Source organism: Acinetobacter sp. Marseille-Q1618, from assembly GCF_902809855.1.
GTDB lineage: Bacteria > Pseudomonadota > Gammaproteobacteria > Pseudomonadales > Moraxellaceae > Acinetobacter.
Genome location: NZ_CADDWJ010000002.1, coordinates 1,202,489 through 1,228,139 on the forward strand (window position 1 = coordinate 1,202,489; position 25,651 = coordinate 1,228,139).

Annotated in this window: 25 protein-coding genes, 1 tRNA gene and 1 pseudogene; 14 read left to right on the plus strand and 13 right to left on the minus strand. The window is 37.7% G+C overall.

Features of this window, described 5'->3' with window-relative positions; genetic code table 11:
• The first annotated feature begins 18 nt into the window (after positions 1 to 18).
• Positions 19 to 882 (plus strand): cysteine ABC transporter substrate-binding protein, encoded by an 864-nt coding sequence (locus tag HUS24_RS12900; RefSeq protein ID WP_173912343.1) that lies wholly within the window; start codon positions 19 to 21, stop codon positions 880 to 882.
• Between the two features lie 146 nt (positions 883 to 1,028).
• Positions 1,029 to 1,105: transfer RNA gene (locus HUS24_RS12905), tRNA-Arg, on the plus strand.
• 75 nt (positions 1,106 to 1,180) lie between these two features.
• Here HUS24_RS12905 and HUS24_RS12910 read toward each other — a convergent pair.
• Positions 1,181 to 1,672, minus strand: a complete 492-nt coding sequence (locus HUS24_RS12910; RefSeq protein WP_173912344.1) for a hypothetical protein — start codon at positions 1,670 to 1,672, stop codon at positions 1,181 to 1,183.
• Between the two features lie 78 nt (positions 1,673 to 1,750).
• A complete protein-coding gene (locus HUS24_RS12915; protein ID WP_173912345.1) occupies positions 1,751 to 3,055 on the minus strand; it encodes an SRPBCC family protein in 1,305 nt (434 codons plus the stop codon).
• A 171-nt stretch (positions 3,056 to 3,226) separates the two neighbouring features.
• Between HUS24_RS12915 and HUS24_RS12920 the strand changes: the two genes are divergently transcribed.
• The 3 genes and pseudogenes from HUS24_RS12920 (at position 3,227) to HUS24_RS12930 (ending at position 6,193) form a co-directional block, all read left to right on the plus strand.
• Positions 3,227 to 3,727 carry a YcxB family protein gene (locus HUS24_RS12920; protein ID WP_173912346.1) on the plus strand — a complete coding sequence of 167 codons (501 nt, stop codon included), beginning with the start codon at positions 3,227 to 3,229 and terminating at the stop codon, positions 3,725 to 3,727.
• A gap of 27 nt (positions 3,728 to 3,754) precedes the next feature.
• Positions 3,755 to 4,399 (plus strand): annotated as a pseudogene (locus HUS24_RS12925) (fumarylacetoacetate hydrolase family protein); the annotation flags it as partial.
• Between the two features lie 432 nt (positions 4,400 to 4,831).
• A complete protein-coding gene (locus HUS24_RS12930; RefSeq protein WP_173912348.1) occupies positions 4,832 to 6,193 on the plus strand; it encodes an NAD(P)-binding domain-containing protein in 1,362 nt (453 codons plus the stop codon).
• Between the two features lie 116 nt (positions 6,194 to 6,309).
• Here the strand turns inward: HUS24_RS12930 and HUS24_RS12935 are convergent, their stop codons facing one another.
• Positions 6,310 to 7,107 carry a helix-turn-helix domain-containing protein gene (locus HUS24_RS12935; protein ID WP_173912349.1) on the minus strand — a complete coding sequence of 266 codons (798 nt, stop codon included), beginning with the start codon at positions 7,105 to 7,107 and terminating at the stop codon, positions 6,310 to 6,312.
• A gap of 103 nt (positions 7,108 to 7,210) precedes the next feature.
• On the opposite strand from HUS24_RS12935, the gene HUS24_RS12940 reads away from it, so the two are divergent.
• On the plus strand, positions 7,211 to 8,134 hold the full coding sequence (locus HUS24_RS12940; protein ID WP_173912350.1) for a DMT family transporter: 924 nt from the start codon (positions 7,211 to 7,213) through the stop codon (positions 8,132 to 8,134).
• A gap of 279 nt (positions 8,135 to 8,413) precedes the next feature.
• On the opposite strand, the gene HUS24_RS12945 is transcribed toward HUS24_RS12940, so the two are convergent.
• Positions 8,414 to 9,658, minus strand: coding sequence for a YihY family inner membrane protein (locus HUS24_RS12945; RefSeq protein ID WP_173912351.1), 1,245 nt, complete (start codon positions 9,656 to 9,658; stop codon positions 8,414 to 8,416).
• A 116-nt stretch (positions 9,659 to 9,774) separates the two neighbouring features.
• On the opposite strand from HUS24_RS12945, the gene wrbA reads away from it, so the two are divergent.
• A complete protein-coding gene (wrbA, locus tag HUS24_RS12950; RefSeq protein WP_173912352.1) occupies positions 9,775 to 10,368 on the plus strand; it encodes an NAD(P)H:quinone oxidoreductase in 594 nt (197 codons plus the stop codon).
• Positions 10,369 to 10,660: 292 nt separating this feature from the next.
• Complete coding sequence (locus HUS24_RS12955; RefSeq protein ID WP_173912353.1) at positions 10,661 to 10,846, plus strand: hypothetical protein; 186 nt, start codon at positions 10,661 to 10,663, stop codon at positions 10,844 to 10,846.
• A gap of 102 nt (positions 10,847 to 10,948) precedes the next feature.
• On the opposite strand, the gene HUS24_RS12960 is transcribed toward HUS24_RS12955, so the two are convergent.
• The 5 genes from HUS24_RS12960 to HUS24_RS12980 form a co-directional block, all read right to left on the minus strand.
• Positions 10,949 to 11,332, minus strand: a complete 384-nt coding sequence (locus HUS24_RS12960; protein ID WP_173912354.1) for a hypothetical protein — start codon at positions 11,330 to 11,332, stop codon at positions 10,949 to 10,951.
• A gap of 241 nt (positions 11,333 to 11,573) precedes the next feature.
• Positions 11,574 to 12,449, minus strand: a complete 876-nt coding sequence (locus tag HUS24_RS12965; RefSeq protein ID WP_173912355.1) for an acyl-CoA thioesterase II — start codon at positions 12,447 to 12,449, stop codon at positions 11,574 to 11,576.
• Between the two features lie 136 nt (positions 12,450 to 12,585).
• Positions 12,586 to 13,161 (minus strand): xanthine phosphoribosyltransferase, encoded by a 576-nt coding sequence (locus HUS24_RS12970; protein ID WP_173912356.1) that lies wholly within the window; start codon positions 13,159 to 13,161, stop codon positions 12,586 to 12,588.
• Between the two features lie 102 nt (positions 13,162 to 13,263).
• Positions 13,264 to 13,968, minus strand: a complete 705-nt coding sequence (locus HUS24_RS12975) for a DUF3108 domain-containing protein (protein WP_173912357.1) — start codon at positions 13,966 to 13,968, stop codon at positions 13,264 to 13,266.
• 142 nt (positions 13,969 to 14,110) lie between these two features.
• A complete protein-coding gene (locus HUS24_RS12980) occupies positions 14,111 to 14,782 on the minus strand; it encodes a hypothetical protein (RefSeq protein ID WP_173912358.1) in 672 nt (223 codons plus the stop codon).
• A gap of 218 nt (positions 14,783 to 15,000) precedes the next feature.
• Between HUS24_RS12980 and HUS24_RS12985 the strand changes: the two genes are divergently transcribed.
• Positions 15,001 to 15,882, plus strand: coding sequence for an energy transducer TonB (locus HUS24_RS12985; protein WP_173912359.1), 882 nt, complete (start codon positions 15,001 to 15,003; stop codon positions 15,880 to 15,882).
• 289 nt (positions 15,883 to 16,171) lie between these two features.
• Complete coding sequence (locus HUS24_RS12990; RefSeq protein WP_173912360.1) at positions 16,172 to 16,510, plus strand: hypothetical protein; 339 nt, start codon at positions 16,172 to 16,174, stop codon at positions 16,508 to 16,510.
• 78 nt (positions 16,511 to 16,588) lie between these two features.
• Here the strand turns inward: HUS24_RS12990 and HUS24_RS12995 are convergent, their stop codons facing one another.
• The 4 genes from HUS24_RS12995 to miaB all read right to left on the minus strand — a co-directional run bounded on the left by HUS24_RS12995 (position 16,589) and on the right by miaB (position 20,985).
• Entirely contained in the window at positions 16,589 to 17,698 is a 1,110-nt protein-coding gene (locus tag HUS24_RS12995) for a mechanosensitive ion channel family protein (protein WP_173912361.1), read from the minus strand.
• A gap of 203 nt (positions 17,699 to 17,901) precedes the next feature.
• Entirely contained in the window at positions 17,902 to 18,387 is a 486-nt protein-coding gene (gene ybeY / locus HUS24_RS13000; protein ID WP_173912362.1) for an rRNA maturation RNase YbeY, read from the minus strand.
• A 27-nt stretch (positions 18,388 to 18,414) separates the two neighbouring features.
• Positions 18,415 to 19,491, minus strand: coding sequence for a PhoH family protein (locus HUS24_RS13005; protein WP_173912363.1), 1,077 nt, complete (start codon positions 19,489 to 19,491; stop codon positions 18,415 to 18,417).
• A 39-nt stretch (positions 19,492 to 19,530) separates the two neighbouring features.
• Positions 19,531 to 20,985 carry a tRNA (N6-isopentenyl adenosine(37)-C2)-methylthiotransferase MiaB gene (gene miaB / locus HUS24_RS13010; RefSeq protein WP_173912364.1) on the minus strand — a complete coding sequence of 485 codons (1,455 nt, stop codon included), beginning with the start codon at positions 20,983 to 20,985 and terminating at the stop codon, positions 19,531 to 19,533.
• A gap of 358 nt (positions 20,986 to 21,343) precedes the next feature.
• On the opposite strand from miaB, the gene HUS24_RS13015 reads away from it, so the two are divergent.
• The 4 genes from HUS24_RS13015 (at position 21,344) to HUS24_RS13030 (ending at position 25,542) form a co-directional block, all read left to right on the plus strand.
• On the plus strand, positions 21,344 to 23,242 hold the full coding sequence (locus HUS24_RS13015; protein ID WP_173912581.1) for a lytic transglycosylase domain-containing protein: 1,899 nt from the start codon (positions 21,344 to 21,346) through the stop codon (positions 23,240 to 23,242).
• A gap of 87 nt (positions 23,243 to 23,329) precedes the next feature.
• A complete protein-coding gene (locus tag HUS24_RS13020) occupies positions 23,330 to 23,950 on the plus strand; it encodes a ribonuclease I (RefSeq protein WP_368033938.1) in 621 nt (206 codons plus the stop codon).
• Between the two features lie 169 nt (positions 23,951 to 24,119).
• Positions 24,120 to 25,106 (plus strand): malate dehydrogenase, encoded by a 987-nt coding sequence (locus HUS24_RS13025; RefSeq protein ID WP_173912366.1) that lies wholly within the window; start codon positions 24,120 to 24,122, stop codon positions 25,104 to 25,106.
• Positions 25,107 to 25,293: 187 nt separating this feature from the next.
• Complete coding sequence (locus tag HUS24_RS13030) at positions 25,294 to 25,542, plus strand: DUF2789 family protein (protein ID WP_173912367.1); 249 nt, start codon at positions 25,294 to 25,296, stop codon at positions 25,540 to 25,542.
• The last annotated feature ends 109 nt before the right edge of the window (positions 25,543 to 25,651 follow it).

Consider the following 25,651-nt stretch of genomic DNA (forward strand, 5'->3'; position numbering starts at 1 on the left):
AAAGATGAGGAAAATAAAATGAATATATCCATTAAAAGTGCCACTCAATTATTAGTAGCATCTGTTTTAAGTTTGGGTTTGGTCGCTTGTAATAAAAATACATCGACAACCGAAAATACAGCACAAGCTGAAAAAACGGAATCAAGTATTGAGCAGATTAAGAAAAATGGTGTAGTTCGTATAGGGGTATTTAGTGATAAGCCACCTTTTGGTTATTTAGACGCACAAGGTAAGAATCAGGGTTTTGATGTTGAAATCGCAAAACATGTAGCCAAAGACTTATTGGGTGATGAAAATAAAGTCGAGTTTGTTCTGACTGAAGCCGCAAATCGTGTCGAATATTTAAAAGCCAATAAAGTAGATATTATTTTTGCTAATTTTACAGTTACACCTGAACGAGCAGAAGTGGTGGATTTTTCTAAGCCGTATTTAAAAGTTGCTTTGGGGGTTGTGTCACCTAAAAATAAGCCTATTACAGATATTAATCAATTGAAAGATCAAACATTATTGGTGAATAAAGGCACCACAGCAGATTCTTTCTTCACTAAATCTCATCCAGAAATTAAGCTGCAAAAATATGAGCAAAATACAGAAACCTTTGATGCATTGAAAGATGGACGTGGTGTGGCTTTGGCACATGATAACCTGTTAGTTCTCGCTTGGGCGAAAGAAAATCCAAACTATACCGTTGGTATTGCTAGTTTAGGACAACATGACTTGATTGCTCCCGCAGTAAAAAAAGGTGATAAAGAATTATTGGATTGGTTAAACCAAGATTTGGAGAAATTATCGAAAGAAGGTGTCATTCAACAAGCCTATGAAAAGACCTTAAAACCTGTGTATGGAGATACCATTAATCCAAAAGATCTGTTGGTTGAGTGAGCATGAGAACAATCACAGTTAACTTTGTTTGAATTATCAACAATCTATGTTAGGTATGTCTAATTCATAAACACTTAGTTAAAAAATAATTTTAAAAGCCTTTTCAATAAAGGGAAAAAGCGTATAATGCGTCCCATCAAGACGTCGCGCTCATAGCTCAGCTGGATAGAGCACTTGGCTACGAACTAAGGGGTCGGGAGTTCGAATCTCTCTGAGCGCACCAACTTGATCATCGGCAGATGTTAAATTGACAATAAACCGCTTAATTGCGGTTTTTTTGTGCCTGAAATAAATCGTATTATTCAACTTCTTCGAGCTGAGGTGGTTCATGCACTTTTGCATGTTCAAGCTGTGAAATATCCATTTTAATATTTTCCGCAATTACAGTACTACGCCCAAACATTCGTCCAAAAATGACACGACAAGAAAGTTCTTTAGGCAATGCTTTTAATTGTTTAAAGTCATAGATACATTCCAGTTTGGATGCGTCATTTTCAGGGCAGATGGTAAATAAAACATCATATTTAAAATGATGATTTTCATAAATAATCGGATTATCTTCAAGTTCATTCGCAGCAATAGAGCCAGTCACTTCAAATTTGTCGTTGATTGGGCACTTGAAGTGGGCATAATGAAAACGATATTCATCATAAATTTTATGTAATGGTTTTTGACTGAATGCGGTGGTATTAAATAATAAATAACCATGCTGATCTAATTCAGGCACATGTTGTGGTGGAACAAAAGTGTATTGCGGTTCAAGAGTAATAGGGACTTGATATTCAGGCATTTTTTCACATCCAATGAATAATAATGCGGATATGCTGACTAAATATCGACTGCGTCCCTGTAACATGTTTATTTTGGCCTATGATTTGCTTTGCGCTTTTATTTTTTGGGTAAATACCGCATTTCCTCCTGTCGAAGGCAACATATCATGATAAGGCAAGCTACGTGCCGCCCGCAGTAAAAAAGGAGCTTTTTCATCAACTTTTACCGCAGAAGTGACACGCATTAAAGTGCCTGAGTCTTGCGGATTCAATTGAACTTGTCCTTTTAAATAGCGTAAATCTCCACCATTAGCAAAGAAGTTGTTTTCATTATTTTTTGGGAAATTAAAATGCATTTTAAAGTCAAAAGGGATGCTGACAACACCAAGGCCAATACTGACTTTAATGTCTGCATCTTGACCTTGTGCGGTGAGTGCAGAAGTTGTAATTTTCTTAATTTGACGTGGGAAAACACTTTGGTATGACATCGGCTGCAACCATTTTTGTAATTGTTGTGGTGATTCCTTAAATGCTTGATAAGTTGTGGTAAAACGTAGCATTTCCCGTCCATGTGTATAAGGTACAGTGGTTGGCATGTTTAAAATACTGACAGGTTGTCCTGTGCTTTCACTCAAATTGTCAATTTTTTGAATTTGCGCCGTAGAAAGTTTTGGCTCTGGTAACTGACCAGCAGCAAGTGCAATGGTATTTTTAAGGCCAAAACGTTGTCTAAGTGATTCTAAAACAAAAGCACCTGTACCTGTGGGAATACCGAGTTTGGCTTCAGGAATCGCATTTAAAATCTGTTTAAATAAAAATCCCTTCGGCTGACTGGTATCGCCCCATTGGGTTAAGGTGACTAAGGTTTTTTTATCACCCAGAGCAAACCATTCTAGTTTACCTACTGCATAAGGCAGTGGCGCATCAATCACCATAGTCGAGATACTATTGTTAGCGATTTGGTGCTGCATCACTACATCTTCATTAAAATTCAGTACAGGAATTGGTGTAGGAATCGACACACGATATTTCATTTGACTGACATTGCCTTTTTGTTCTATCAGTTTGGCTGATTTTAAAGTAGGAAATAGTCCAACATATTGATTGTAATTACCTAAAGTCTTTGCAACTTCTTGGCTGCTGACAGGCACAATAATCGCAGCTGAAGTAAAGCGAGCGGTTGGATTTGGATTGGCTTTTAGAGTAGGTAAACTGGTTTTTGTGGCTACCTGTGGATAGATGAAAATATCATCCTGCACATAACTGGCGAGTTGTTGTGCGTTGTTTTGAAAGGGTTTGAGACTGCTTGGAATATTGTCCGCCCATGTCACAATTTGGGCAAAACTGAATGAACTCGCAGCTAAGCAAACGAATGTGCAGAGGGTTTGATGAATCGCTCTCATCCTTGTGTCCTTATTTTTGTATTCCATTTTACAGCTATGTTTTACATGAAAATGCTCAGTTTTGAATTGACCTAAATTTTAAAATTAAGCAAGCAAATTATCATCAAAACTCGGCTGAATGCGCTTTCTAGTGTAATATCTTGGTATCGTTTAATTTTATATTGAAGCACTATGTCAGACATTCAGCCTGCATTATCTGCACGTTATTATCTTAATTTAGAAGAATCACAAGATGGTTTTAAGCTTGCAGCTTTAGGTAAAAAACAAATTTCACGCTTTTTAACGCCGATCGTAAGTGTTGCGATCATGGCATATGGCTTTTATTTGGGCATGGAAACAGTTGGACGTTATTATGTCTTTTTGGGTTTATTCTTTTTGCTTTTGCAAGGTCTGACACGTTATTGGTTTTTACCCATGATGTTTAAGCGACAGTTTATTAAATATCAATTTGGTAAAAGTGAGCAAGGAATTGAATTATTTCAAGATCATGCCGAAATTTTTTCTAGTGGTCGCCCAAAGAAATCATTTCCATATAGTGATGTGCAGTATTTTCAAGAAGGCAAACTCACCTATATGATCGAGTTAAAAAATCGTACTGTGATCATCGTGCCAAAACGTGCATTTGCTGATCCAGCGGATCAAACAATATTTAAAAATACCTTTAAAAAATAAACTGTTTGCAGCAAAAACGAGAAAGGGAAATTTATGAGTATTCGTCCATCAAAAATTATCTGTGTCGGTCGTAGTTATGCAGATCACGCCAAAGAATTAGGCAATGCGATTCCAGATCGTCCAGTATTATTTATCAAACCACCCAGTAGTTTAATTTCATTACACGATGGAATTTCATGGAATACAGCTCTAGGCAGTTTACATCATGAATGTGAGCTGACTTTGCGTATAGATCATACTTTAAAAAATGAAAATGATCCTGAAAAAGCGGTTGCTGCGATTGGGGCAGTGACGTTGGGTTTAGACTTAACACTACGTGATTTACAAGATGATTTAAAGAAAAAAGGTCAACCTTGGGAACGTGCTAAAGCGTTTGATGGCGCATGTGTTTTGGCAGATTGGGTGGATACCAGCGAAGTCAAAGCATGGAATGCCGTGACATTTGACTTTAAAGTAAATGGTGAGCTGCGCCAAAAAGGTGATACGTCCTTATTGTTATTTAGCATTGCAGATTTACTGTGTGATATGAGCCAAGTCTTTACTTTGGAGGCGGGAGATGTGGTCATGACAGGTACGCCTGCGGGAGTAGCTGCATTGGTTTCAGGTGATCAATTGACCATGACTTTAAATGGTCAAAAACAAGATTTTGTTTGGCAAACTTTTGTAAAATAAAATCCAAGTTAAACGAAGTAAATTCGTCTAAAAATGGACACTCTGTAGCGGCAGAGTGTCCATTTTTTATTTTTTGTTAAAATTAAATTCATGAATAATTTCAATAAATAACAATAATTGTAACATTTTATTATTCTTAATTTTGATGATCTACTTAGAAATTAATCACTTTTTATGATATTGTGTTGAAACTTTGTGTGAGTTTTACAGTATTTTTAGGGGTTGCCGATACGATAAAAGCGTATTTATTTTGACCTCTAAGTGCTCACACTTCTACGCATAAGCATTCTAATTTGAGCGATGGTTACATCTAGAATTAAGGTTCTATTTTCTTTTTTTAAATCTAAAGATCATTTTTATGGGATTTTATTTCTAGATGATTCATTTGTATTAGGTGCTTTTTCAAAGAACTCAAAACTAATGGAGATAGCAATGACGAGAATTGCAATTATTGGAGCTGGACCAAGTGGTATGGCTCAACTGAGAGCATTTCAATCGGCAAAGGCCAAAGGTCTACAAGTTCCAGAAATTGTATGTTTCGAAAAACAAAACGATTGGGGCGGACTATGGAACTACACTTGGCGTACAGGTGTAGATCAGCATGGTGAAGCGGTACATGGGAGTATGTATCGTTATTTATGGTCGAATGGACCAAAAGAAGCACTAGAGTTCGCCGATTATACTTTTGATGAACATTTTAAAAAGCCGATAGCATCATATCCACCACGTGCAGTGCTTTGGGATTACATCAAAGGACGTGTTGAAAAGGCAGGTGTGAAAGATCTAGTTCGTTTTAATACTGCGGTACGTCATGTTGAATATGATCAAGTGAATGAAAAATTTATCGTTCAAGTATGTGACCATACCCAAGATCGAGTGTATTCAGAACAGTTTGACTATGTGGTGGTTGCTTCAGGACATTTCTCTACACCGAAAGTCCCTGAATATGAAGGTTTTGATCAGTTCAATGGTCGCATTCTACATGCACATGATTTTCGTGATGCTGTTGAATTTAAAGGTAAAACAGTGCTGCTTGTCGGAAGTAGTTATTCTGCCGAAGACGTCGGTTCACAATGTTATAAATATGGCGCCAAGCAAATTTATAGTTGTTATCGTAGTCAACCGATGGGCTATAAATGGCCAAAAAATTGGTCTGAAAAGCAGCATTTGCTAAAAGTAGATGAAAATACCGCTTATTTTGGTGATGGAAGTTCTGCCAAAATTGATGCGATTATCCTATGTACGGGTTATTTGCACCATTTCCCTTATATGGCGGAAGATTTACGACTCAAAACGCATAATTGCTTGTATCCGCAATCTTTATATCAAGGCGTGGTTTGGGAAAATAATCCAAAACTGTTCTATTTGGGTATGCAAGACCAGTGGTACACCTTCAATATGTTCGATGCACAAGCTTGGTATGTGCGTGACATTATCATGGGGAAAATTGAATTACCTGCATTGGCGGACATGCAAGCACATTCTCAAATGTGGATCACACGTGAAAGTAAGTTAAAAACGCCTGAGCAAATGGTGAAATTCCAAGGTGAATATATCAAGCAATTGATTGCAGCTACTGATTATCCAAGTTTTGATATTGATGCGGTAAATGATATTTTTATGCAGTGGAAAAAGCATAAAAAAGAAAGCATCATGAGCTTTAGGGATAAAACCTATCGTTCTGTCATGACGGGTAAAATGTCGAAACCACATCATACGCCGTGGTTATATGCTTTAGATGACTCTTTAGAGGCATATCTTGAAAGTGAAAATCGAGAGCAGCAAGCGATGTAAGTTTTTAGTCAATCATGTAAAAGTGCGATTTATAATGATAAGTCGTTAAATAAAATATTGATCAATATTTTAAGAAAGAGCTGTCAAATAACAGCTCTTTTTACATTAAAAATAATTTAAAAGTTCAATGACTTGCGAAACTGGTCGGGCGTGATCTCCATCCAGCGTTTAAACATGGCAATAAAAGCAGACGCATTGGCATAGCCCAAATCAAGGGCAATATTTTCCACCGTTTTGCCTTCGTTCAACATACTCATCGCTTTCATCACTTTTAAGCGTTGTCGCCATTCATTTAACGACATCCCCAGCTGTTTTTGAGCTAAACGAGCCAAAGTCCGCTCAGTGGTATTGATCTGTTTGGCTAGTTCAGACAAAGCACTTTGATCGGCAGGATTTTCATGTAAATAATTTAAAATCTGTTTCAAGTGTGGATGATCGGTATGTGGTAAATAACTGGCAACGTATTGGGCATACTGTAATTGATCAAGCAATACTTGTAATAGGCGCAAATGTTCGGCTGCATTGTTTATAGGATGTTGTTTTAAATGTAATAAAATCGCACTCACCAAAGGTGATGTCAGTAAAATCCCTGCTTGTTGGGGCAGTTGCTGACACAAGGACTCATGAATATACAAAGTTGCATGAGAAACTGAGGTTCGATTCAGCCCACTATGTTGTAAATTTGGTGGTAACCACAGACCATAAGGTGGCGGGGTAAGATAATTAATCTGGTCAATATTCACCTCCATCACACCGTTAAAAGCATAGACAAACTCTCCCCAAGCATGCCGATGCATAGGATAAACCGACAAAGCAGGATCATCCCGAAAATCAATCCAAAGCGGTGCTTGGATGTCATCATTGGTCAGTAATCGGGTGTAATCTTCAAGACGTTGGGCTTTTTTATTGAGCATTTTAAAATTGCCTGAAATACAGGATAAATTGTCTGTTTTAAAGTATATCCTATAAAAAAGACAAGATTATAGTCATGTCATTCTTCTCGTCAGGATCAATCTTGTGGAAATGCGTAAAGCAGTTGATGCTAAAGCATCAGGACTCATGCTGGTGTTATGTATGATTTGGGGCTTGCAACAAGTGGTATTGAAGATTGCTGCCGTAGACATTGCCCCGATTATGCAAATTGCTATTCGATGTGGACTTTCTGCATTGATGGTGTATCCATTGATCAAGCTTCCACAAGGTGTTGGTTTATTTTCTAAAAAATATTTATTGGCAGGGATGGGCTTAGCCTTTTTATTTTCAGCAGAATTTTTTCTTGTGGCAGAAGCATTACGTTTTACTTCGGCTTCACATACAGTGGTTTTGCTATATACCGCTCCGATTTTTGTGGCTTTGGGGCTAAATTGGAAATTTGCTTCAGAGCGTCTTTCTGCTTTGCAATGGAGTGGTATTTTTATTGCATTTGTTGGGATTGTGGTGACCTTTATCGGCAAAGACACACAAACTGGGCAATTTTCTAAAGTATTATTGGGTGATGCAATGGCATTACTCGCAGGTGTGATGTGGGCACTGACCACGATTTGTTTGCGTTTGAGTAAACTTTCAGAGGTGCATCCAACTCAAACTTTATTTTATCAGCTCATGGGTGGTTTTATTTTATTAATGCCTTTGGCTTTTGCTTTAGGGCAAACGGAGATTCGTTGGACGCTACTGACGCTGTCGAGTTTGGCATTTCATACTTTGATTATGTCTTTTGCTAGTTTGATGATTTGGTTTTGGTTGTTGAAAAATTATTTAGCCAATCATTTAGGGGTATTTTCATTTTTAACACCGTTATTCGGAATCGCTTTTGGTGTTATTTTTTTAGATGAAAAGATTGAGTTTAATTTTATTTTAGGAACAACTTTGGTGATGTTGGGGATTTTAGTGGTTAGTTTACAAGGTTGGATAACCCCTAAAATAAAAGCTTTGAAAAACTAAAAAGCTATAATGAGTGATTTGATATTCAATAAAAAGAAGTGAAAAATCTTTTTCGAGTTAGGATTGCCTCATACTTTATGAACAAGGTTAATGTAGTTTGTGTAGGCGATGCCTCACTTTTCAAGGATGAAAAGTGACAAAAATCCTTTGTTGGGTGAGAGGTTCATCCCTGAAACCTCCACCCAATAGCGACATCCATGTCGCCTCACGATAGTAGAATTTAGGCATAATCAATTAAAAATAATTTTGCATTTTTATAAATAACAGATGCAGAAGTTATCATTTACTCTCTAAAATTGTCGAAAGTGGAATAGACAGTTTTGCTGCCAAATATTCATCAGACTCAATTAAAGCAGGGCCGATGCGTTGCATCCAAACATCATCAGGATGAATGTTGCCCACATCCTTACGACGTGGTAGTGGATAAGGTAAGGCTGTATAGAATGTCCAAAAATCAATCGTATCTAAATTTCGAGCAAGTACATATTCATTATTGTCAGTACGAGTGACCAAATTTAACTTTTCTAACATCACCACATAAGCAGGCCAACGACCAATTTCCCCACGACCCAAAATCTTTAATACTTCAGCATCAGTAACTGCTTTACCTGTTTTTTGCTTTTGATAAAATAACTCTAAAACATCCAATAACATCAAAATCGGATGACGAGTTTGGGTTTTGCCAGTATGAAATGCGGTTAGGGCATAACTAATCTCAACGCCAAGTAAGACAATGTTCCATGACATAAAAATCCATAACAGGAAAATAGGTACTGCTGCAAAAGCCCCATATACAATGGTATAACTGGTAAAGTTGGTCATGATAAAACCAAATAGATTTTTCAATAACTCAAAAACAATCGCACTAAATAAGCCAGAAATTGCTGCTGCTTTAATCGGTACACTACGGTTTGGAATCGTCCAATACAAAATGAAAAAGCCAATAACCGTTAAGGCAAAAGAAATCACCCACAATAAGGCTGTACCATCAACTTGATAACCTGCAAAGTTATTGCTTAACACATTCATAGATGCGAGTGTTGAAGAAATAACAAAAGCACTCCCCAGTAAAATCGGCCCTAAAGAAATAATCGTCCAATAACGCATAAAACCGACAATACCATTACGGGTTTCTTGTACTCGCCAAATTCGATTAAATACAGTTTCGATACTGGTCAACATCATCACTGTAGTAATAAATAGAAAAAGCACCCCGATCACGGTTAAATTGCTTGAGTTTTGAGTAAAGACATTAAAGGCTTTATCAAAGGCAATACTGGTTTTAGGCAAAAAATTGCTATAGATCATTTGTTGTAATTGTTGTCGGGCAGGCTCAAGTGCTTTAATGGATGAAATGATCACCAAAAAAACCGTCAGCATCGGTACAACTGCAAAGAGTGTTGTATAGGTCAAAGAACCTGCTTGATCACGACAACGATCTGCTTCAAATCGTTTAATGACAAACAAAATAAACTGAAACCAAGTTTTGTCATAAAAGGGAAGTTTTTTCAGTAAATCCATCATATTTAATCTGTCTCAATTTATTTTCATCATGTTTATTCAACTTTACTGTTACAGCTTAACCAAAAACACAGCAAAATACCGTATAGTTTTCTTTTTCACTTGTTTAAAAAAAGATTATGCAAGCATATGTTTTAGTTCTGTATTACAGCAAATATGGTTCAACCAAAGAAATGGCGCATTTGATTGCAAATGGTATTGAAGCCACAGGCGTTGCTGTAAAAATCCGTACTGTGCCGAATTTATCTACTGTCGTGACAGAAGCACAAGCCAGTATTCCTGAAGAAGGGGATATTTACTGTACTTTAGATGATTTACAGCACTGCGCTGGTTTGGCGCTAGGTTCCCCGACACGTTTTGGGAACATGGCATCAGAAATGAAATATTTTTGGGACCAAACCACCAGTCTTTGGCTAAATGGTGCATTACATAATAAACCTGCATGCGTGTTTACTTCTTCAGGTTCAATGCATGGTGGACAAGAAAGTACACTTTTAACCATGCTCCCGCCATTGTTTCATCATGGCATGATGATCATGGGCTTAACCAATGCTGAGCCTGCATTATCCAATACCAAGTCAGGTGGAACGCCGTATGGTGCGAGTCATGTCAGTGGCCCACGTCATGATTTAGGCTTGAGCCAAGACGAAAAAGTCTTGTGTGAAGTACAAGGCAAACGTTTGGGTGAAATTGTAAAAAAACTGAATGGCTAATACAGTTTGAAATTTTACTTTTCTCTTGTAATTCATCGTTGAGGTGTTACAAGAGAAATAGAGATTTAATGCAAATGATTGCATCATGAAAATATAAAAATTGAACAGAATTTTATAGGATACTTTTTAAAAATTATTGATTGATATTTTATCATGATTTAATTAAAACTTATTAATAATCATTAAAATACCTAATTTTAGCTATATAAATACTTACTCAAATTGTTTTAAATAGCTTTGTTTTTGAACAATAACTTTAATGTCAAAATTGAACAAAGAGTGAGAAATAATCATGAAAATTGCATGTGCTAAAGTGATGCTGTGTGTCATGGGGCTGTTTACAATCAATACAACTTTTGCAGCAACAGAAGTCATATATGTATTGTCTTTTCCAGAAGTAAAAAAACAAGAAAAGAAATATTTAGCGATGCAAAAGCCAGCTGTTCCACATGAGAATAAGACCAATCAGCCCCAGTAATTGCTTTTACTTATTTGGTGTTTGAGTGATTTAGAAAGTGTAGTTAGTCCTTCACTTTCTAAAACTTAAATTGTATCGTGTAAGATAACATTTAAAAATAGATTATTTCTGTGTATCTGCATTGAGTTTGATATTAAAGCGGTGTTTACATTTTTTACATTGGTAATCTAAATAGATATTTTGATCAACCACGATTCCTGCTTTTTTACCAAAACGATGTCCTAAAAAACCACCTGTAATGCCTACACTGATCGCTCCAACAAAGGTGCCAATGGTACCCCCCATAATCACGCCTAGAGGACCAGCCACGGTGCCAATCGCAGCACCAATAGATGCACCAGATGCAGCTCCACCAACAGTGCCCGCAGCAGCGCCAGCCGAGCTTAACAGCACGCCACCTGCTTTTTGTAAGAGTTGTTCATGGTTGCGTTTTTCAATTTCATTTGAACCACATTTTGGGCAAGTTATAACAATTTCATCAGTCATTGAATGGTACTCGTATCGGACAATGTCCAATTGCCTTCATCATATTATGCTTGAGCAATAATTCTTTTTTGCATCAAATTGAAATGCATATTTCAATTCGATGACATTTTGATTGTAGCTGAATCAAAGCGATTTTTTTGCTAATTCATGTAAACATTAAGGATAGATGATGAATGATTTTAATAGCTTGAAGTGATCTTAAAATTAAGATCATGTTTAGTGAAATATCATCTTTCAATACTTATCTATGCGCTGAAATATTGCGTTGTCGCATCAAACTTTCTTGGCTGACGCTACAAACCAATTTGTCATTTTGCCACATCTTACCAAAGTTGAGACCGCGTGACTGGCTTGAGCGAGTCGCATACATATCATACAGTATCCATTCATCTACCCGAAAATCATGATGAAAATGTAAGGTGTGATCTAAACTGGCACTATAAACCCCACCATTGGCATAGCTGATGCCATGTGGACGTAAAGAGGTCGTTAGCAAATTATAATCTGAATAATAAGCGGCAATCGCTTGGTGCATGGCGATATAGTCCATTTCACCTGTTATTTTTTCAAAAGTTCTAAAATATTCAGCATATCGGGTATCTGCTTTAACAGGTTTAAAAGGATTGTAAAATTCAACTGGATGAATCAGCACATTGAACTGCTGCATGACTATGGCACGACGATTTTCAGGAATGTCCTCAATGATGGAAATTTTATATTCTTGTTCAGATTTGAGGGAGTCTGGAGCTGGATAGTGTGGGGCTGAGCTTTGAAACTCTAAACCTTGCTCAGCTTTAGCAAAAGACAGCATTGCCGAAAAAATGATTTCACCATCTTGGAGCGCGTGGACTTGACGTGTGGAAAAACTTGAACCATCTCTTAAATTTTCAACTTTGAATAAAATGGGTTGATCTGTGCGTCCACTGCGAATGAAATAAGCATGTAAAGAATGGGCAGGGCGGTCTGTAGTTCTTGAGGCTGCGATTAAAGCTTGAGCTAAAATTTGTCCGCCAAATAAATGCGAACCAAAAAGCTGTGAGGTTTGACCTTGAAAAAGATATTGATCAATTTGTTGAACATGCAGTAAATGGGTTAGTTCTTGTGTGAGGGAAACCATGCTAGCGTTGACCTAATATTTTGTATTTAAAGATCATATAATGTCGCTAGATAGAAAAGAAATGAGAAAAATGCTTAATCTATTTTCATAAAGTATAAAAAAGAGCGCTTAAAGCGCTCAATTTTAATATTTCCACTTACTCTTGGACAAAAGTCACTGTGCCGTTTGCTAAAGATTCAACACGTGCTAAAGATTCAACACGATAACCTTTGTCAAGTAACAACTGACGACCAGGCTGGAATGATTTTTCAATTACAATGCCAATACCGACAACTTCAGCATCCGCTTGATGGATTAAATCTGCAAGACCTAATGCTGCTTGACCATTTGCTAAAAAGTCATCAATCACAAGCGCTTTATCACCTGCACTGATGTGTTTTTTAGAGATCGCAATAGTACTTTCAATTTGCTTTGTAAATGAAAATACTTTTGAACGATATAAATCGTCTTTTAAGGTTAAAGACTGGTATTTACGTGCAAAAATGACAGGAACACCAAGTTCAAGTCCTGCCATTACCGCTGGAGCAATACCTGAAGCTTCAATGGTAATGATTTTTGTGATGCCTGCATCTTTGAAAAGACGCGCAAATTCCTGACCAATTTGTTGCATCATGACAGGATCAATTTGATGGTTTAGGAAAGAATCGACTTTCAGGACTTGATCGGATAGAACGATACCTTCAGCCAAGATTTTCTGTTCTAGTGCGTGCACGGGAAGAATCCTCTAAGGGCAAGGTGCTTTTTCAAGCAAAAGCGTATTGTAAAAAGCACCCAAAAAAATGCAAGCTCAATTTCATAAAAAGTAGGAAATCGCTTATTTTTTATAGCCAGTCAGAGAAAGGTTGTAGGACGTTTTACCATCTTGATGTGACATTTTTACAGGTAAATAATCGAGTTTTGGCGCTAACCAGAAAACAGATTGTTTGGTTTTGTTGTCATGGGTCAGTACGACTTTGATGGTGTCAAAGGTACCGTAACTGGTTTTTACTGATTCCTTGCCTTGTTTAACAAAACGACGTGTATCTAAACCTTTGGCATCTGCGATCAGATAACTTGATTTTAGACCTGAACCTTTTAAATCCTCACGGACTTGTAACTCAGCATTTAACTCATCCAATGCACCTGCTTTCCATGCAAAAGAACGTGCTTTGTCACGTTTATTGGTGTTAATGGTTTTTGCATTTGGATTGAATTTAATGCTCATGGTGTCATTATGTACCAAGATTTTACTGTTACGGCTAAAATCATTTGACTGGATTTGCCCATTACTAAAACCAAAATGACTGGTTTCAGTGGCAGAAGCAATTGCTGCGGCTTTTGCTGCAAAAACATAAGTCCAGTTATTGCCATTTTGAGTTAAAGTACGGGTTGCTGAACCCATATTTTTACCATTATAAGAAAATTGATAAGTTGCTTGGAATGGGCTCATGGCAAGAGCATGACTTGAAAAACCTGTTAATACCAATCCAGCAACAAGACCTGTGCTGATACCGATTTTTTTCATGAATGGTGTTGCCATAAGTAAGTGTCCTATGCAATTTTTGTGTTATTGCTATTATGCGACTGAATTAAGTAGAAAAAATTAGAGTTTCGGCAAAATATGTGAGTTTGTGTAGTTATTTTGCATAAATCTAATTAAAAGATTGAGCTTAAACACTGACTTAGCTGTCTTTTTGCTGAATCGGGGTGACATCTGTTTCGATAAAGTCATCATCCCAATCCTCTGTATCTACTTTACTAAAGAGTGCCATTAAATTTACATTGCCAATCACAACAAGCTCAGTTTCACGTAATTCAGCATGGTTAATATGCACTTTATTTAAAGTGTCCATGATTGAGCGTTTATCTCCTAACCAACGGTTAAGATCTAAATGTAAGAGTTCATCTTTTACCGTTAAAACATTAAACTTTTCTAAGATCATCCCTAAAGGATCTTTTTTAAGGATTTTTTGGTAGAAAAATAATGCAGTATTGACGCCCATTTTATAAAAAATATTGGGATAAGTTGCTTCAATCACCTCTGTATTGCTAATTTGCTCAAAGACGATCAACTGCATATCTTTGTTAAATTCCATCTGAATAAGTTTAAGGTCAACCGCCAAGACCAAGTGCATTCCTTTGACGTTCAGGGTTGCATATAAACGTAGCCAATCATCATGCAAATCAGCATGTAAATCTTCTAAAATTTCAACATTTTCAGTGACAAAACGTTGTAAAGTTGCATTTAAAAAAACTTGAGAAACAGGAAATTCACGCTCTTCTTCTATAAAATCTCCCGCTTTTTGATATATACGTTGAATTCGTCGAGTAATTTTAGAAAGTAGCGATGACATAAATTAAGTTCCAAATCAGCTTATTTTATCTGGTGTATCTTGTCGATTTGTTTAAAATTTCCAAGCTTTATTCTTGCAGTTTAGCAAATTTAGATGCACCATTTTACAGTTTTGTTGTGATGCTATATTTTCTATTAAAAGTGGCATTGAAAAGTATTAAAAGTGTAATGCTAAATGGTTGTATTTTTTATTAAGTTGGGGAATGGCGGTCATTTGTCATGTTTAAAAAAATGAGTACTACATCTAAGGCTTTTTTACCTTGGTGGGAAGACAACATCTTTTTGGGTGCTGTGGTTGTCGCAATTGCCGTACATTTGGTGTTTATTTCTTTGCAGTTTGCTGAACCGACAGAGCAAGATAGTCAAAGTAAAGAGATTGCGGTAACGCTTCGTCCTAGTGCGGATGTCGTGAAAGATGCAGACTTTTTGGCTCAGGAAGATCAGCAAGGCTCAGGGGTCTTTCGCCAAAAACATCGTATGTCGAGTGAAATGCCCGCTCAAGCTGAAGACTTAAGTGCAGGTGATCAGCAATTACAAGCCTTAGAAAAAGTACAACAAAAGCGTGAATTAAAGTTTGAAGAAAAAGTGTTGATGACAGTTCTAAGTTGGCAAAAACAAGCCGAACAAAATGAACGTAAAAAAGCCATGGATGAGTTACAGAGTCAATTCCAAGCAAAGGCAGCAATGGTTGCGAGTTTAGAAGCGCAGTATTTACAAAAACAACAAAACTTTAGTAAGCAACAAAAAATTAAAACGGTAGATGGCATTCAAGCCAAAAAAGATGCTTCAGCAGGCTATTTGGAGAAATTCCGTGCCAAAGTGGAGTTATATGGTAATCGTTATTATCCAGATGAAGCTAAACTTCAACGTTTATCGGGTGAGGTGCGTTTGATGGTGATTTTAAACTCATCTGGGGGAATTCGCGCGATTCGTTTGATTGAAAGTTCAGGGCATCCGATTTTGGATGAAGCTGCAAAGAACTCGGTACGTAAAGGTGCGCCTTTTGGAAATTTTGATGCCAATATGAAAGATATTTCCGAGCTACGCATTATTCGAACTTGGCGTTTTGATCCTGCTGAGTCAGAGTTTGAAGTGCATTGATAAACTTTTTTAAATCATTTTAATTTATTTAAATGGGCGAATAGATATTTTATTTATTTGCTCATTATATATTTAACTATTTATTTTATAAATCAAAAATGATAATTTTCCATAAAATAACCTTATGGTAATAGCAATAATGAAATACATACTACTTATAATAACAATCTTATGGAGTTCGATTACTTTTGCCCAGACAAAATTTAAAGCAGTTGATACGTGTCAATATGATTATAGTGATATCGATTTTTGTTCAAAAGTTAATATTGCAACATATAAGAAAGCTTTTTTGACACGACAGCCAAATTTTAATCAAAAATATATTTTATTAAATATAGGTGATCGTTTAAACCATATCTATGTGGCATTGGATACACAAACAGGTGTTGTATTTACTTTAAAAGATGAAATTTCAGGTGTGCTGAGGAATAATCAATCAACTGGAAAACCACCAGCAGTGAGTTATTCGGTGAATAATCCTGACCTGTGTGTTGAGGGCACCGTAAATAGTTATCGGGATGCTTATGACAATGTCTGGGTGTGTTATCGTGTTCAAAAAGAAGACTTTGGTAAATATAAAAAACAATTTTGGAGAACCGATGTTCCGCAAAGTATAGAAGACAGATAAGTATTTAGAACAAAGGAAATATCCCTCATCTAATTTTTAATTTTTGCTTTAAAGATCACGACAAATTTCATGGTGTATTTAAGCTTTATTATTTTGCCAAGAGTCGCTGTGTGTCAATAGTTGCATATGTGGATAAGGTACGTTGATGTTTGCATCACGAAGCGCTTCTTTTACGTGTTCTAAAAGTTTTTCTTGAATACGAGGCAAGCGCTCCATTTGGTAAGGTTCTAGCCAATAACGCACAATCAATACAATACCTGATTCAGCAAACTCATGTACATCTACACTCGGTTCAGGAATTTTTAAATATTCATCTTCAATAGCTAAGCGAGCTAGAATCGCAGTACGTGCTTTTTCCACATCTTCCTGTAATGAAATCCGACAGTAACTTTCAAAGCGCATTCTTTCATGTGCTGTTAAATTGGTGACTTCAGCATTGGCAACTGTTGAATTTGGAATAATAATCAACAAATTATCACGGTTGCGGATATGCGTGGTTCTTAACAAAATTTGCGTAATTTTTCCTTCAAACTTGTTAATACGAACCCAGTCACCAATATGAAAAGGACGTTCAATTAAAATCGTAATTCCGGCAATAAAATTTGACAGGGTAGATTGTGCAGCAAAACTGACCGCGATCCCGACAATCCCTAGACCCGCCATAATTGAAATAATATTAAAACCAAATTGCGCCATGATGGCAGCGATACCAAAGATCACCAACAACACTGAAATAATATTGCGTAATAATTGCTTCAAAGAATCATCAATATAAAAGCGATCCAAAAAGCGCATGGTAAGCTTAGTAAATAGCATCCAAATAATATAGAAAATCAGAGAAACAATGGCAGCACGAGAAATCGCTTGTAGATATTTTTCCGATAAGCCAAATTGGGAAAGCAATGTAATGCTTGACGCAAGTAGCCAAAAAAAGTGAATGGTATTGTTGATAATGTTAATAATAATTTGATTTGTATTAAATTTTTTAGAAATATAATGTACAGCAAGTCGTAAACCACGACTTAAAAGCCAAAAGAATACAATTAAAATCACCACGATAAATATTTTACTGAGCAGTGTGGCAGCCAGTGCATCCCAATTCAGATCGTGATTTTCAGGTGCGCCCATGCTTAAAAAAACACTTCGTTTAAGCGTGTCTATAAATTCTTCAAATAAGCGATCCAACATGATTGAGGCTATGTTTTAGATTCTAATGAGGTTTTTGAGTATAGAGAAAAGCCAATTAACTTGATAGTAAAGAGTTTTTGCGTTTCAGCAGAGAAGTGTAAAGAAACATCAAATTAAAAATGCGTATTCTATATTAGAAAATGATGAGCAATCTTATTCATCCCTCATCATTCTAAATCGCCATTTTCAAGTGAAGAATAAAATTAATCTTCTTTAACAAGATAAGGATTTTCAAAGCCAAGTTTTTTCAAAATTTCAATTTCTAAGGCTTCCATTTCTTCAGCATCTTCATCTGAAGTTTCATGGTCATAGCCCATCAAATGTAATGTACCATGTACAAGCATATGGGTGAAATGTTCAATCGGTGTTTTTTGTTGCTCGAGCGCTTCTTGCAAAACGACTGGAATACAAATCACCAAGTCACCAATTGGAAATGTATCTAAAACTTGTGCCATTTCATCAGGTAAATCACTCGGGAAAGACAGTACATTGGTTGGTTTGTCTTTACCTCGATATTGTAAATTTAACTTATGACTTTCATCAACATCCACACACGCAATGCCAATTTCACAATCACTCTGTGTGTCGATATGGCGTAGTGAAGCTTCCACTACTTTTTTGAGATAAGCACGTTTGAGCACCAATTCAGGTGCTTCAAACGCTTGTTGTAAGCTTAGACTAAGTTTCAAAATAGATCCTTAACAATGGAAAATCGCTTAGTCCTGTGCATCGGCTTTGGCATCATTGTCTGCGATCAACGCTTGTTGCAGCGCTTTGCGCTCAGCACGTGCAGCAGCACTTAAGCGTTGTTGTTCACCTTCCCATCCCTCATAAGCTTCGACAATCTTTTGAACCAACTGATGTCGAACCACATCACGAGAATGGAAGCGAGTGATATGAATTTCTTTAACATTTTCTAGTACACGCAAAGCATGTGCAAGACCCGATTGTTGCCCACGTGGTAAGTCAACTTGAGTAATGTCCCCAGTAATCACTGCACGTGAACCAAAACCCAAACGTGTTAGGAACATTTTCATTTGTTCTGGTGTCGTGTTCTGTGCTTCATCCAAAATCACGAAAGAATGATTCAGCGTACGACCACGCATATAGGCGAGTGGGGCAACCTCAATCACTTGTCGCTCAATCAGTTTTGCCACTTTTTCAAAGCCCAGCATTTCATACAAAGCATCGTAAAGTGGACGTAAATAAGGGTCGATTTTTTGGGTTAAATCGCCCGGTAAAAAGCCAAGTTTTTCACCTGCTTCCACCGCTGGACGTACTAATAAAATACGTTGAATTTCATTACGTTCTAACATGTCTACCGCAGCAGCCACTGCTAGATAGGTTTTACCTGTCCCTGCGGGGCCGATACCGAAAGAAATATCACTTTGTAATATACGCTGAACATAGCGTTTTTGGTTCGCACCACGTGGATTGATGCGGCCTTTACGGGTTTGTAACCAAACTTCATCTAAACCCGTATGTTCATTATCTGACAAATTTTCTTGTAATTCTCGGTCAGTTTGACTGCCCTGAATCATAATATGTAAGGTATCTGCGCTGATTTGATGGGAAACTTCGGCTTCTTCATATAAGCGTTGCAACAAAGTTTCCGCTCGTTCTACAGCATCAATTTCCCCATCGACAAAAAATGCATCGCCACGATGGGAAATTTTGACATCTAAACGTTGTTCAATTTGTTTCATATGGCCGTTGTATGCACCGAGCATACTTTTTAAACGCTCCATAGAAATGCCAGGAAAAGCCACGGTACGTCGAATTTCGGCAGTCAAGAGAGATCCTTTTAAGTTGTCTTGATGGATAGCTCTACATTACGACACGTCAGGCTCAAGATTCAAGAGTTCACCGTAAACTAAATTTAGGGTTTTAATCTCGGTAATCTCAATCTCCGCAAAGCGTCCGACCCAAGCAGCATCTCCTACAAATGTTACTAAACGTGTATTGTCTGCTGTGCCGACTAAAATATTCGGGTCTTTGTCAGAAACATTCTCAACCAACACACGTTGTACCGTACCTAACATAGCATCTGTTTTTTCAATACTGGACTGTTTAATCCATTGCTGTACTTTGGCTAAGCGTTGTTTTTTGACCGATTCAGGGGTGTCATCTGCGAGTTCAGAGGCTGGTGTTCCCGGACGTTTTGAATAGATAAAACTATAAGAGTGATCAAAGTCTAAATCTTGGATAAATTGATAGGTTTCTTCAAAGTGCGCATCCGTTTCACCAGGGAAACCGATAATAAAATCTGAAGACAAATGCATGTCTGGGCGGACTTTACGCAATTTGGCAATTTTGTCGATATAGACATCAATAGTGTGATTACGTTTCATTGCTTGCAACACATCATTTGAACCGCTTTGTACAGGTAGATGTAAATGCGACACCATTTGCGGTAAGTCACGATAGCATTGAATCAAATCATCATTAAATTCAAGAGGGTGAGACGTGGTATAACGCAAACGCCCAATCCCCGGAATTTCAGCAACTAAGCGCAGTAAATCGGCAAAAGTACAGATTTCACCTTCAAAAGTTTCACCACGATAGCCATTTACGTTTTGACCAAGTAATGAGATTTCACGGACACCTTTTTCAGCCAAGCCTGCGATTTCAGCCAAGACATCATCCAATGGGCGAGAAACTTCTTCACCACGTGTATATGGCACCACACAGAATGAGCAGTATTTTGAACAACCTTCCATGATTGAAACAAAGGCTTTATAACCTTCAACACGCGGTTCAGGTAAAAAGTCGAATTTTTCAATATCGGGGAATGAAATATCCACCAATTTAATTTTTTCTTTTTTCGGTTTTTCAACTTGGTCATGGTGTTGATCAAGCATTTGCGGCAAACGGTGTAAAGTTTGTGGGCCAAACACCATATCAACATAAGGCGCACGTTTTTGGATGTTATCACCTTCTTGCGAAGCTACACATCCACCGACACCAATGACTAAGTCAGGGTTTTGTTCTTTCAGCTTGCGCCAGCGACCCAGTTCAGAAAACACTTTTTCTTGTGCTTTTTCCCGAATCGAACAGGTATTCATCAGCAGAATATCTGCATCTTTAGGGTCATTGGTAAGCACATAACCGTGTGAGTCGCCTAAAAGATCTGCCATACGATGACTGTCATACTCATTCATCTGACACCCTTGCGTTTCGATATACAGTTTTTTTACTGATCCGTCGGCAGGAGTGTGCTGTGGCTGGGTAACAGTGTTTTCTGAAGCAGCTTTGGCACCATTTGGAATGAAGGTTTGAACCGTCATGGAGGCGTTTATCCTATATAAAACCAAAAATTAAGTTGAGTGAAGTTTCTTCAACCCAAGAAAAGCAGCGTATTTTACAGTATTTACATACAAAGCCATAATAAAAATCTATACAGTATGTGCAATAGATAAAATATGGAGAAAAACACATAAAAAATGTAGGAAATTAATAACGTTGAATCATGAGGTTACATAACAGAACAGTAGAAAGGCATGAGAATAATTAAACTACGCATTATATTCGTGCGATGTTGAAAAAAGGCTAACCATGCAAGATGACATTTCCTTGGTGAGAGAAAACGTGTTAAATCAAAAATCAATCAAAAAAAATAAAATAACGTCGTGTGTTTTAGGTTTAATGGCATGTGCGGGTTTACAAGTTACGCAAGCAGTAGAAGAACAATTTAATGATGCTTTACGTAATGCCAATAATCCAGCGCTATTAGAACAATATAAATATTCAATGCAAAATGATGCCTTGGGGTATTATCCAGAATATTTTTCTTTAAATTCAAACTTGGCATTTCAGCCACCTGCCAATATTGTTAGTTTTGCACAGCGCTATCCGCAGTCTGCAATGGCAGAAAAACTTGCAGCAGATTATGTTGAAGAAAAAGTCAAACAAGCTGATTTTGCTAATGCGCAACCTGTGTTGGCCTATGTGAGTAACCCAGACCAAGCAGAAAGTTGTGCGATGGCACAGGTGCGTGCAAGAACTGGCGATTCTTTGGTTTTTGCAGAATTTAAAGATGTTTGGTTAGCCACCAATACGCAACCTGAATCATGTAATGGTTTAGGGCGTTTAATGTTATCTAGCCCATTGATGACGACAGAAGATCGTCAACAACGTTTATATGCACAGTTGAGAGCTGGACAGTCAGGTTTAGCCATTGCAACGGCACAAAGCATTGGCGTGAACTTGTCCTTGGCACAACTCAATCAGATTCAGGCCAATCCACTGAATTATCTATGGACTGCGCCGAAAGCCAATGTGCAAGATTATGCTTATTTGGTATTTGCGCTTGGTCGTGCTGCTGACACGGATTTGACTTCTGCTTTGCAGAGTACACCACGTCTTGCACAAGGCTTACCTGCCAATGTGCAAAAATATTTATACCGTACTGTGGGTTATATCGGTGGAACCACAGTGATGAAAAATAATTTTAATCGTCAAGTTTTAGAAAGTTTAGATGCCAGTTATGGTGTGCCATTTAGCGCTGAAGAAGCTGAAATTTATGCACGACAAGCGATTCGTTTTGGTGCGTGGGAAAGTGTAATTCGTGCAGTTGACAGCATGAGTGTGACGCAAAAACAAGAAGACCGTTGGCAATATTGGTTAGCACGTGCTTCAGAGCAACGTAATGACCGCCAGTCGAAAAAAACGGCTGAAGAGATTTTTAAGCGTTTGGCAATGTCAGGTGATGATTATCACAACTTATTAGCCAAAGATCATATCGGACAAAAATACAATGATGGGCTCAGCCAAGAACAACCTTCTTCAAACGATATGCAACGTTTAAATCAAGATATTCATTTCCGTCGTGCCTTTGCTTTAAAAAATATCAATGCCAACGCAACATATACCAATCGTGAATGGAATTGGGCAGTTCGCCAAGCTTATTTAAAACAAGACGATGGTTTATTGCTGGCTGCAGCACAAAGAGCAACCAATATGGGGTGGTATGATCGTGCTATTTATGCTGCAGACCGTACCAAGAATAAACACAATTATACTTATCGTTATGCAACACCGCACCAAGCTTTGGTCGTGAGTCATAGTCGAAATGCAGGGATTGATCCTGCTTGGGCATATGGTTTAATGCGCCAAGAAAGTCGTTTTGTCACGGCAGCACGCTCACATGTTGGGGCTGGTGGTTTAATGCAAATTATGCCAGGGACAGCTAAACAAGTCGCAAGACAAATGGGTGAAACGTATAATCCCGCTGCACTGAGTGATCCAAATACCAATATTCGCTATGGCACTTATTATTTATCTATGATTCAACGGCAGCTCAGTAATAATCCAGTTTTAGCGACAGCAGGTTATAATGCGGGCCCAAATCGTGCGAAGCGCTGGCAGCCAGATGATCGTCCTTTGTCTGCTGACCAATATACAGAAGCGATTCCACTGAATGAAACACGTGATTATGTGAAAAATGTGATGACCAATGCAGTACATTACGGCAGGTTGTTGGGACAAGGCGCACAAGTTATTGAAAGCCGTATGCCTGTTGTGCCAACACGTTCTTTTGAATAGTAGATTGAGTTGCTGTTGAAATAAACTTTTGTGTGTATCGAAACAATGAAAAACGCTGTATTAAGTTCTTTGAATAAACCATCTGGAGTGTGGATTGCTATCTGCATCGGATTTCTTTTATTTTCAGTTCGTGTCCATGCAGCGCCAGCTCGACCACAAGGTTATGTCATGCAAATACAACTCACACCTGCTGTGTGTGCATTAGACAATTCGAAGCAAAAACAACGCAAATGCTTAGAAGGCTATTCATTGACGATCTCTGGATTATTGCCAGAAACTATGCAAAAGGATTGTGAAACCTCTTCATCCGCTGCACTCAGTCCATTGCAGTCTAAAGTTGTCGCGCGTGTTATGCCTGATCCAAACGCACGTACACAACTTTGGCAAAGTGTTGGCGGCTGTGTTCCTATGAATGCAAGTCAATATTTTAGAACCATGATTAATTTAGCTGAAAAATTAAAAATTCCGGCTGATTTAACTAGTTCAGAAAGTAAAACTGTATATCATAGTCAATTAAAATCACAATTTATTAAACTCAATCCAAGCTTACCTGCCAATGGTATTAGCTTTAGTTGTCAGGCTGCAAAATCGAATAGCATTTTGACTGAAATTCAGGTGTGCTACAAAGTGAATGGACAATACAAACAATGCTCAAATCATATAGTTTCAAATTGTCCGACAAGCTTTTCGATAAAAGGCGCGTATTAAGGTTTTGATACATCTTATTTATTTTTCCTATAATACTTTTGTTGAAATACATTCTCTTTTGCATGCATCCGCAACTTTATTGGAGTAGAATGTTTGCCGTTTATGATAATTCGATGAAATGGAAGTTCTCCATTAATCACATTAACGATCCTCACTTGGAGATAATTACATGAAGCAACCTGTTCGCGTTGCCGTTACTGGCGCAGCTGGTCAAATTGGTTACAGCTTATTATTCCGTATCGCTAGCGGTGAAATGCTTGGTAAAGATCAACCCGTAATTTTGCAATTGTTAGAAGTTCCATTTGAGAAAGCTCAAGCTGCGCTTAAAGGCGTAATGATGGAATTAGACGACTGTGCTTTCCCATTATTGGCAGGCATGATCGGTACTGATGATCCTAAAGTTGCATTTAAAGATGCTGACTATGCATTATTAGTTGGTTCACGTCCACGTGGTCCAGGTATGGAACGTGCTGACTTATTAAAAGTAAACGGTGAAATCTTCATCGGTCAAGGTCAAGCATTAAACGAAGTTGCAAGCCGTGACGTTAAAGTATTAGTTGTGGGTAACCCTGCAAACACGAATGCTTATATCGCTATGAAATCTGCTCCAGATCTTCCAGCGAAAAACTTCACAGCAATGTTACGTCTTGACCACAACCGTGCGTTAACTCAACTTGCTCAAAAAGCAGGTGTTGCAGTTTCTGACATCGAGCACATGACTGTTTGGGGTAACCACTCTCCAACAATGTATGCTGACTACCGTTTTGCAACTGTAAACGGCGAAAGCTTAAAAGACAAAATCAACGATGCTGAATGGAATAAAGATGTATTCCTTCCAACAGTAGGTAAACGTGGTGCTGCAATCATCGAGGCACGTGGTTTGTCTTCTGCTGCATCTGCTGCAAATGCTGCAATCGACCATATGCGTGACTGGGCGCTTGGTACAAACGGCAAATGGGTAACGATGGGTATTCCTTCTGACGGTTCTTATGGTATTCCTGAAGGCGTAATGTTTGGTTTCCCTGTAACAACTGAAAACGGTGAATACAAAATCGTTCAAGGTTTAGAAATCGACGAATTCAGCCGTGAGCGTATCAACCATACGTTGAACGAGCTTGAAGAAGAACGTGCAGCAGTTGCTGACATGGTTAAATAATTTAGTCTTTTAGATTAAGTTAGAAGAAGCACTCCCTAAAGGAGTGCTTCTTTATTCACGACGGCATAAAAACTGATTAACAAACAATAACAAGAATAGCGCAATATCGAGCTGAAAATATTCTAAAAAAAAGTTAGTTTTAATTTATCAATCAATATCTTGAAAATAAGCACATGAGGAGAAGAAAATGTTTGATGAACAACCGACATTAGAATTATTGTTTGAACAATTGGGTTTAGATGCCGATCAGGCATCAATGGATCAATTTATTGAATCACACCAGTTGCCAGAAGGTGTGATGATGCATCAAGCGGATTTTTGGAGTGATGCACAGCGTCAGTTTTTAAGTAGTCATTGGCAAAAAGATGATGAATGGGCAATCGTGGTGGATACACTTAATGAATTATTGAGCCAAGACCTACAGAAAAATAAATAAAATTTCCTAAGCTCATTTGTAGGATAAAAAACATCACAAATTGAAACAACAAAAAATAGCCGAAAGGCTATTTTTTTTGACTAAATTCTTATAAGTTAGTCGTATAACA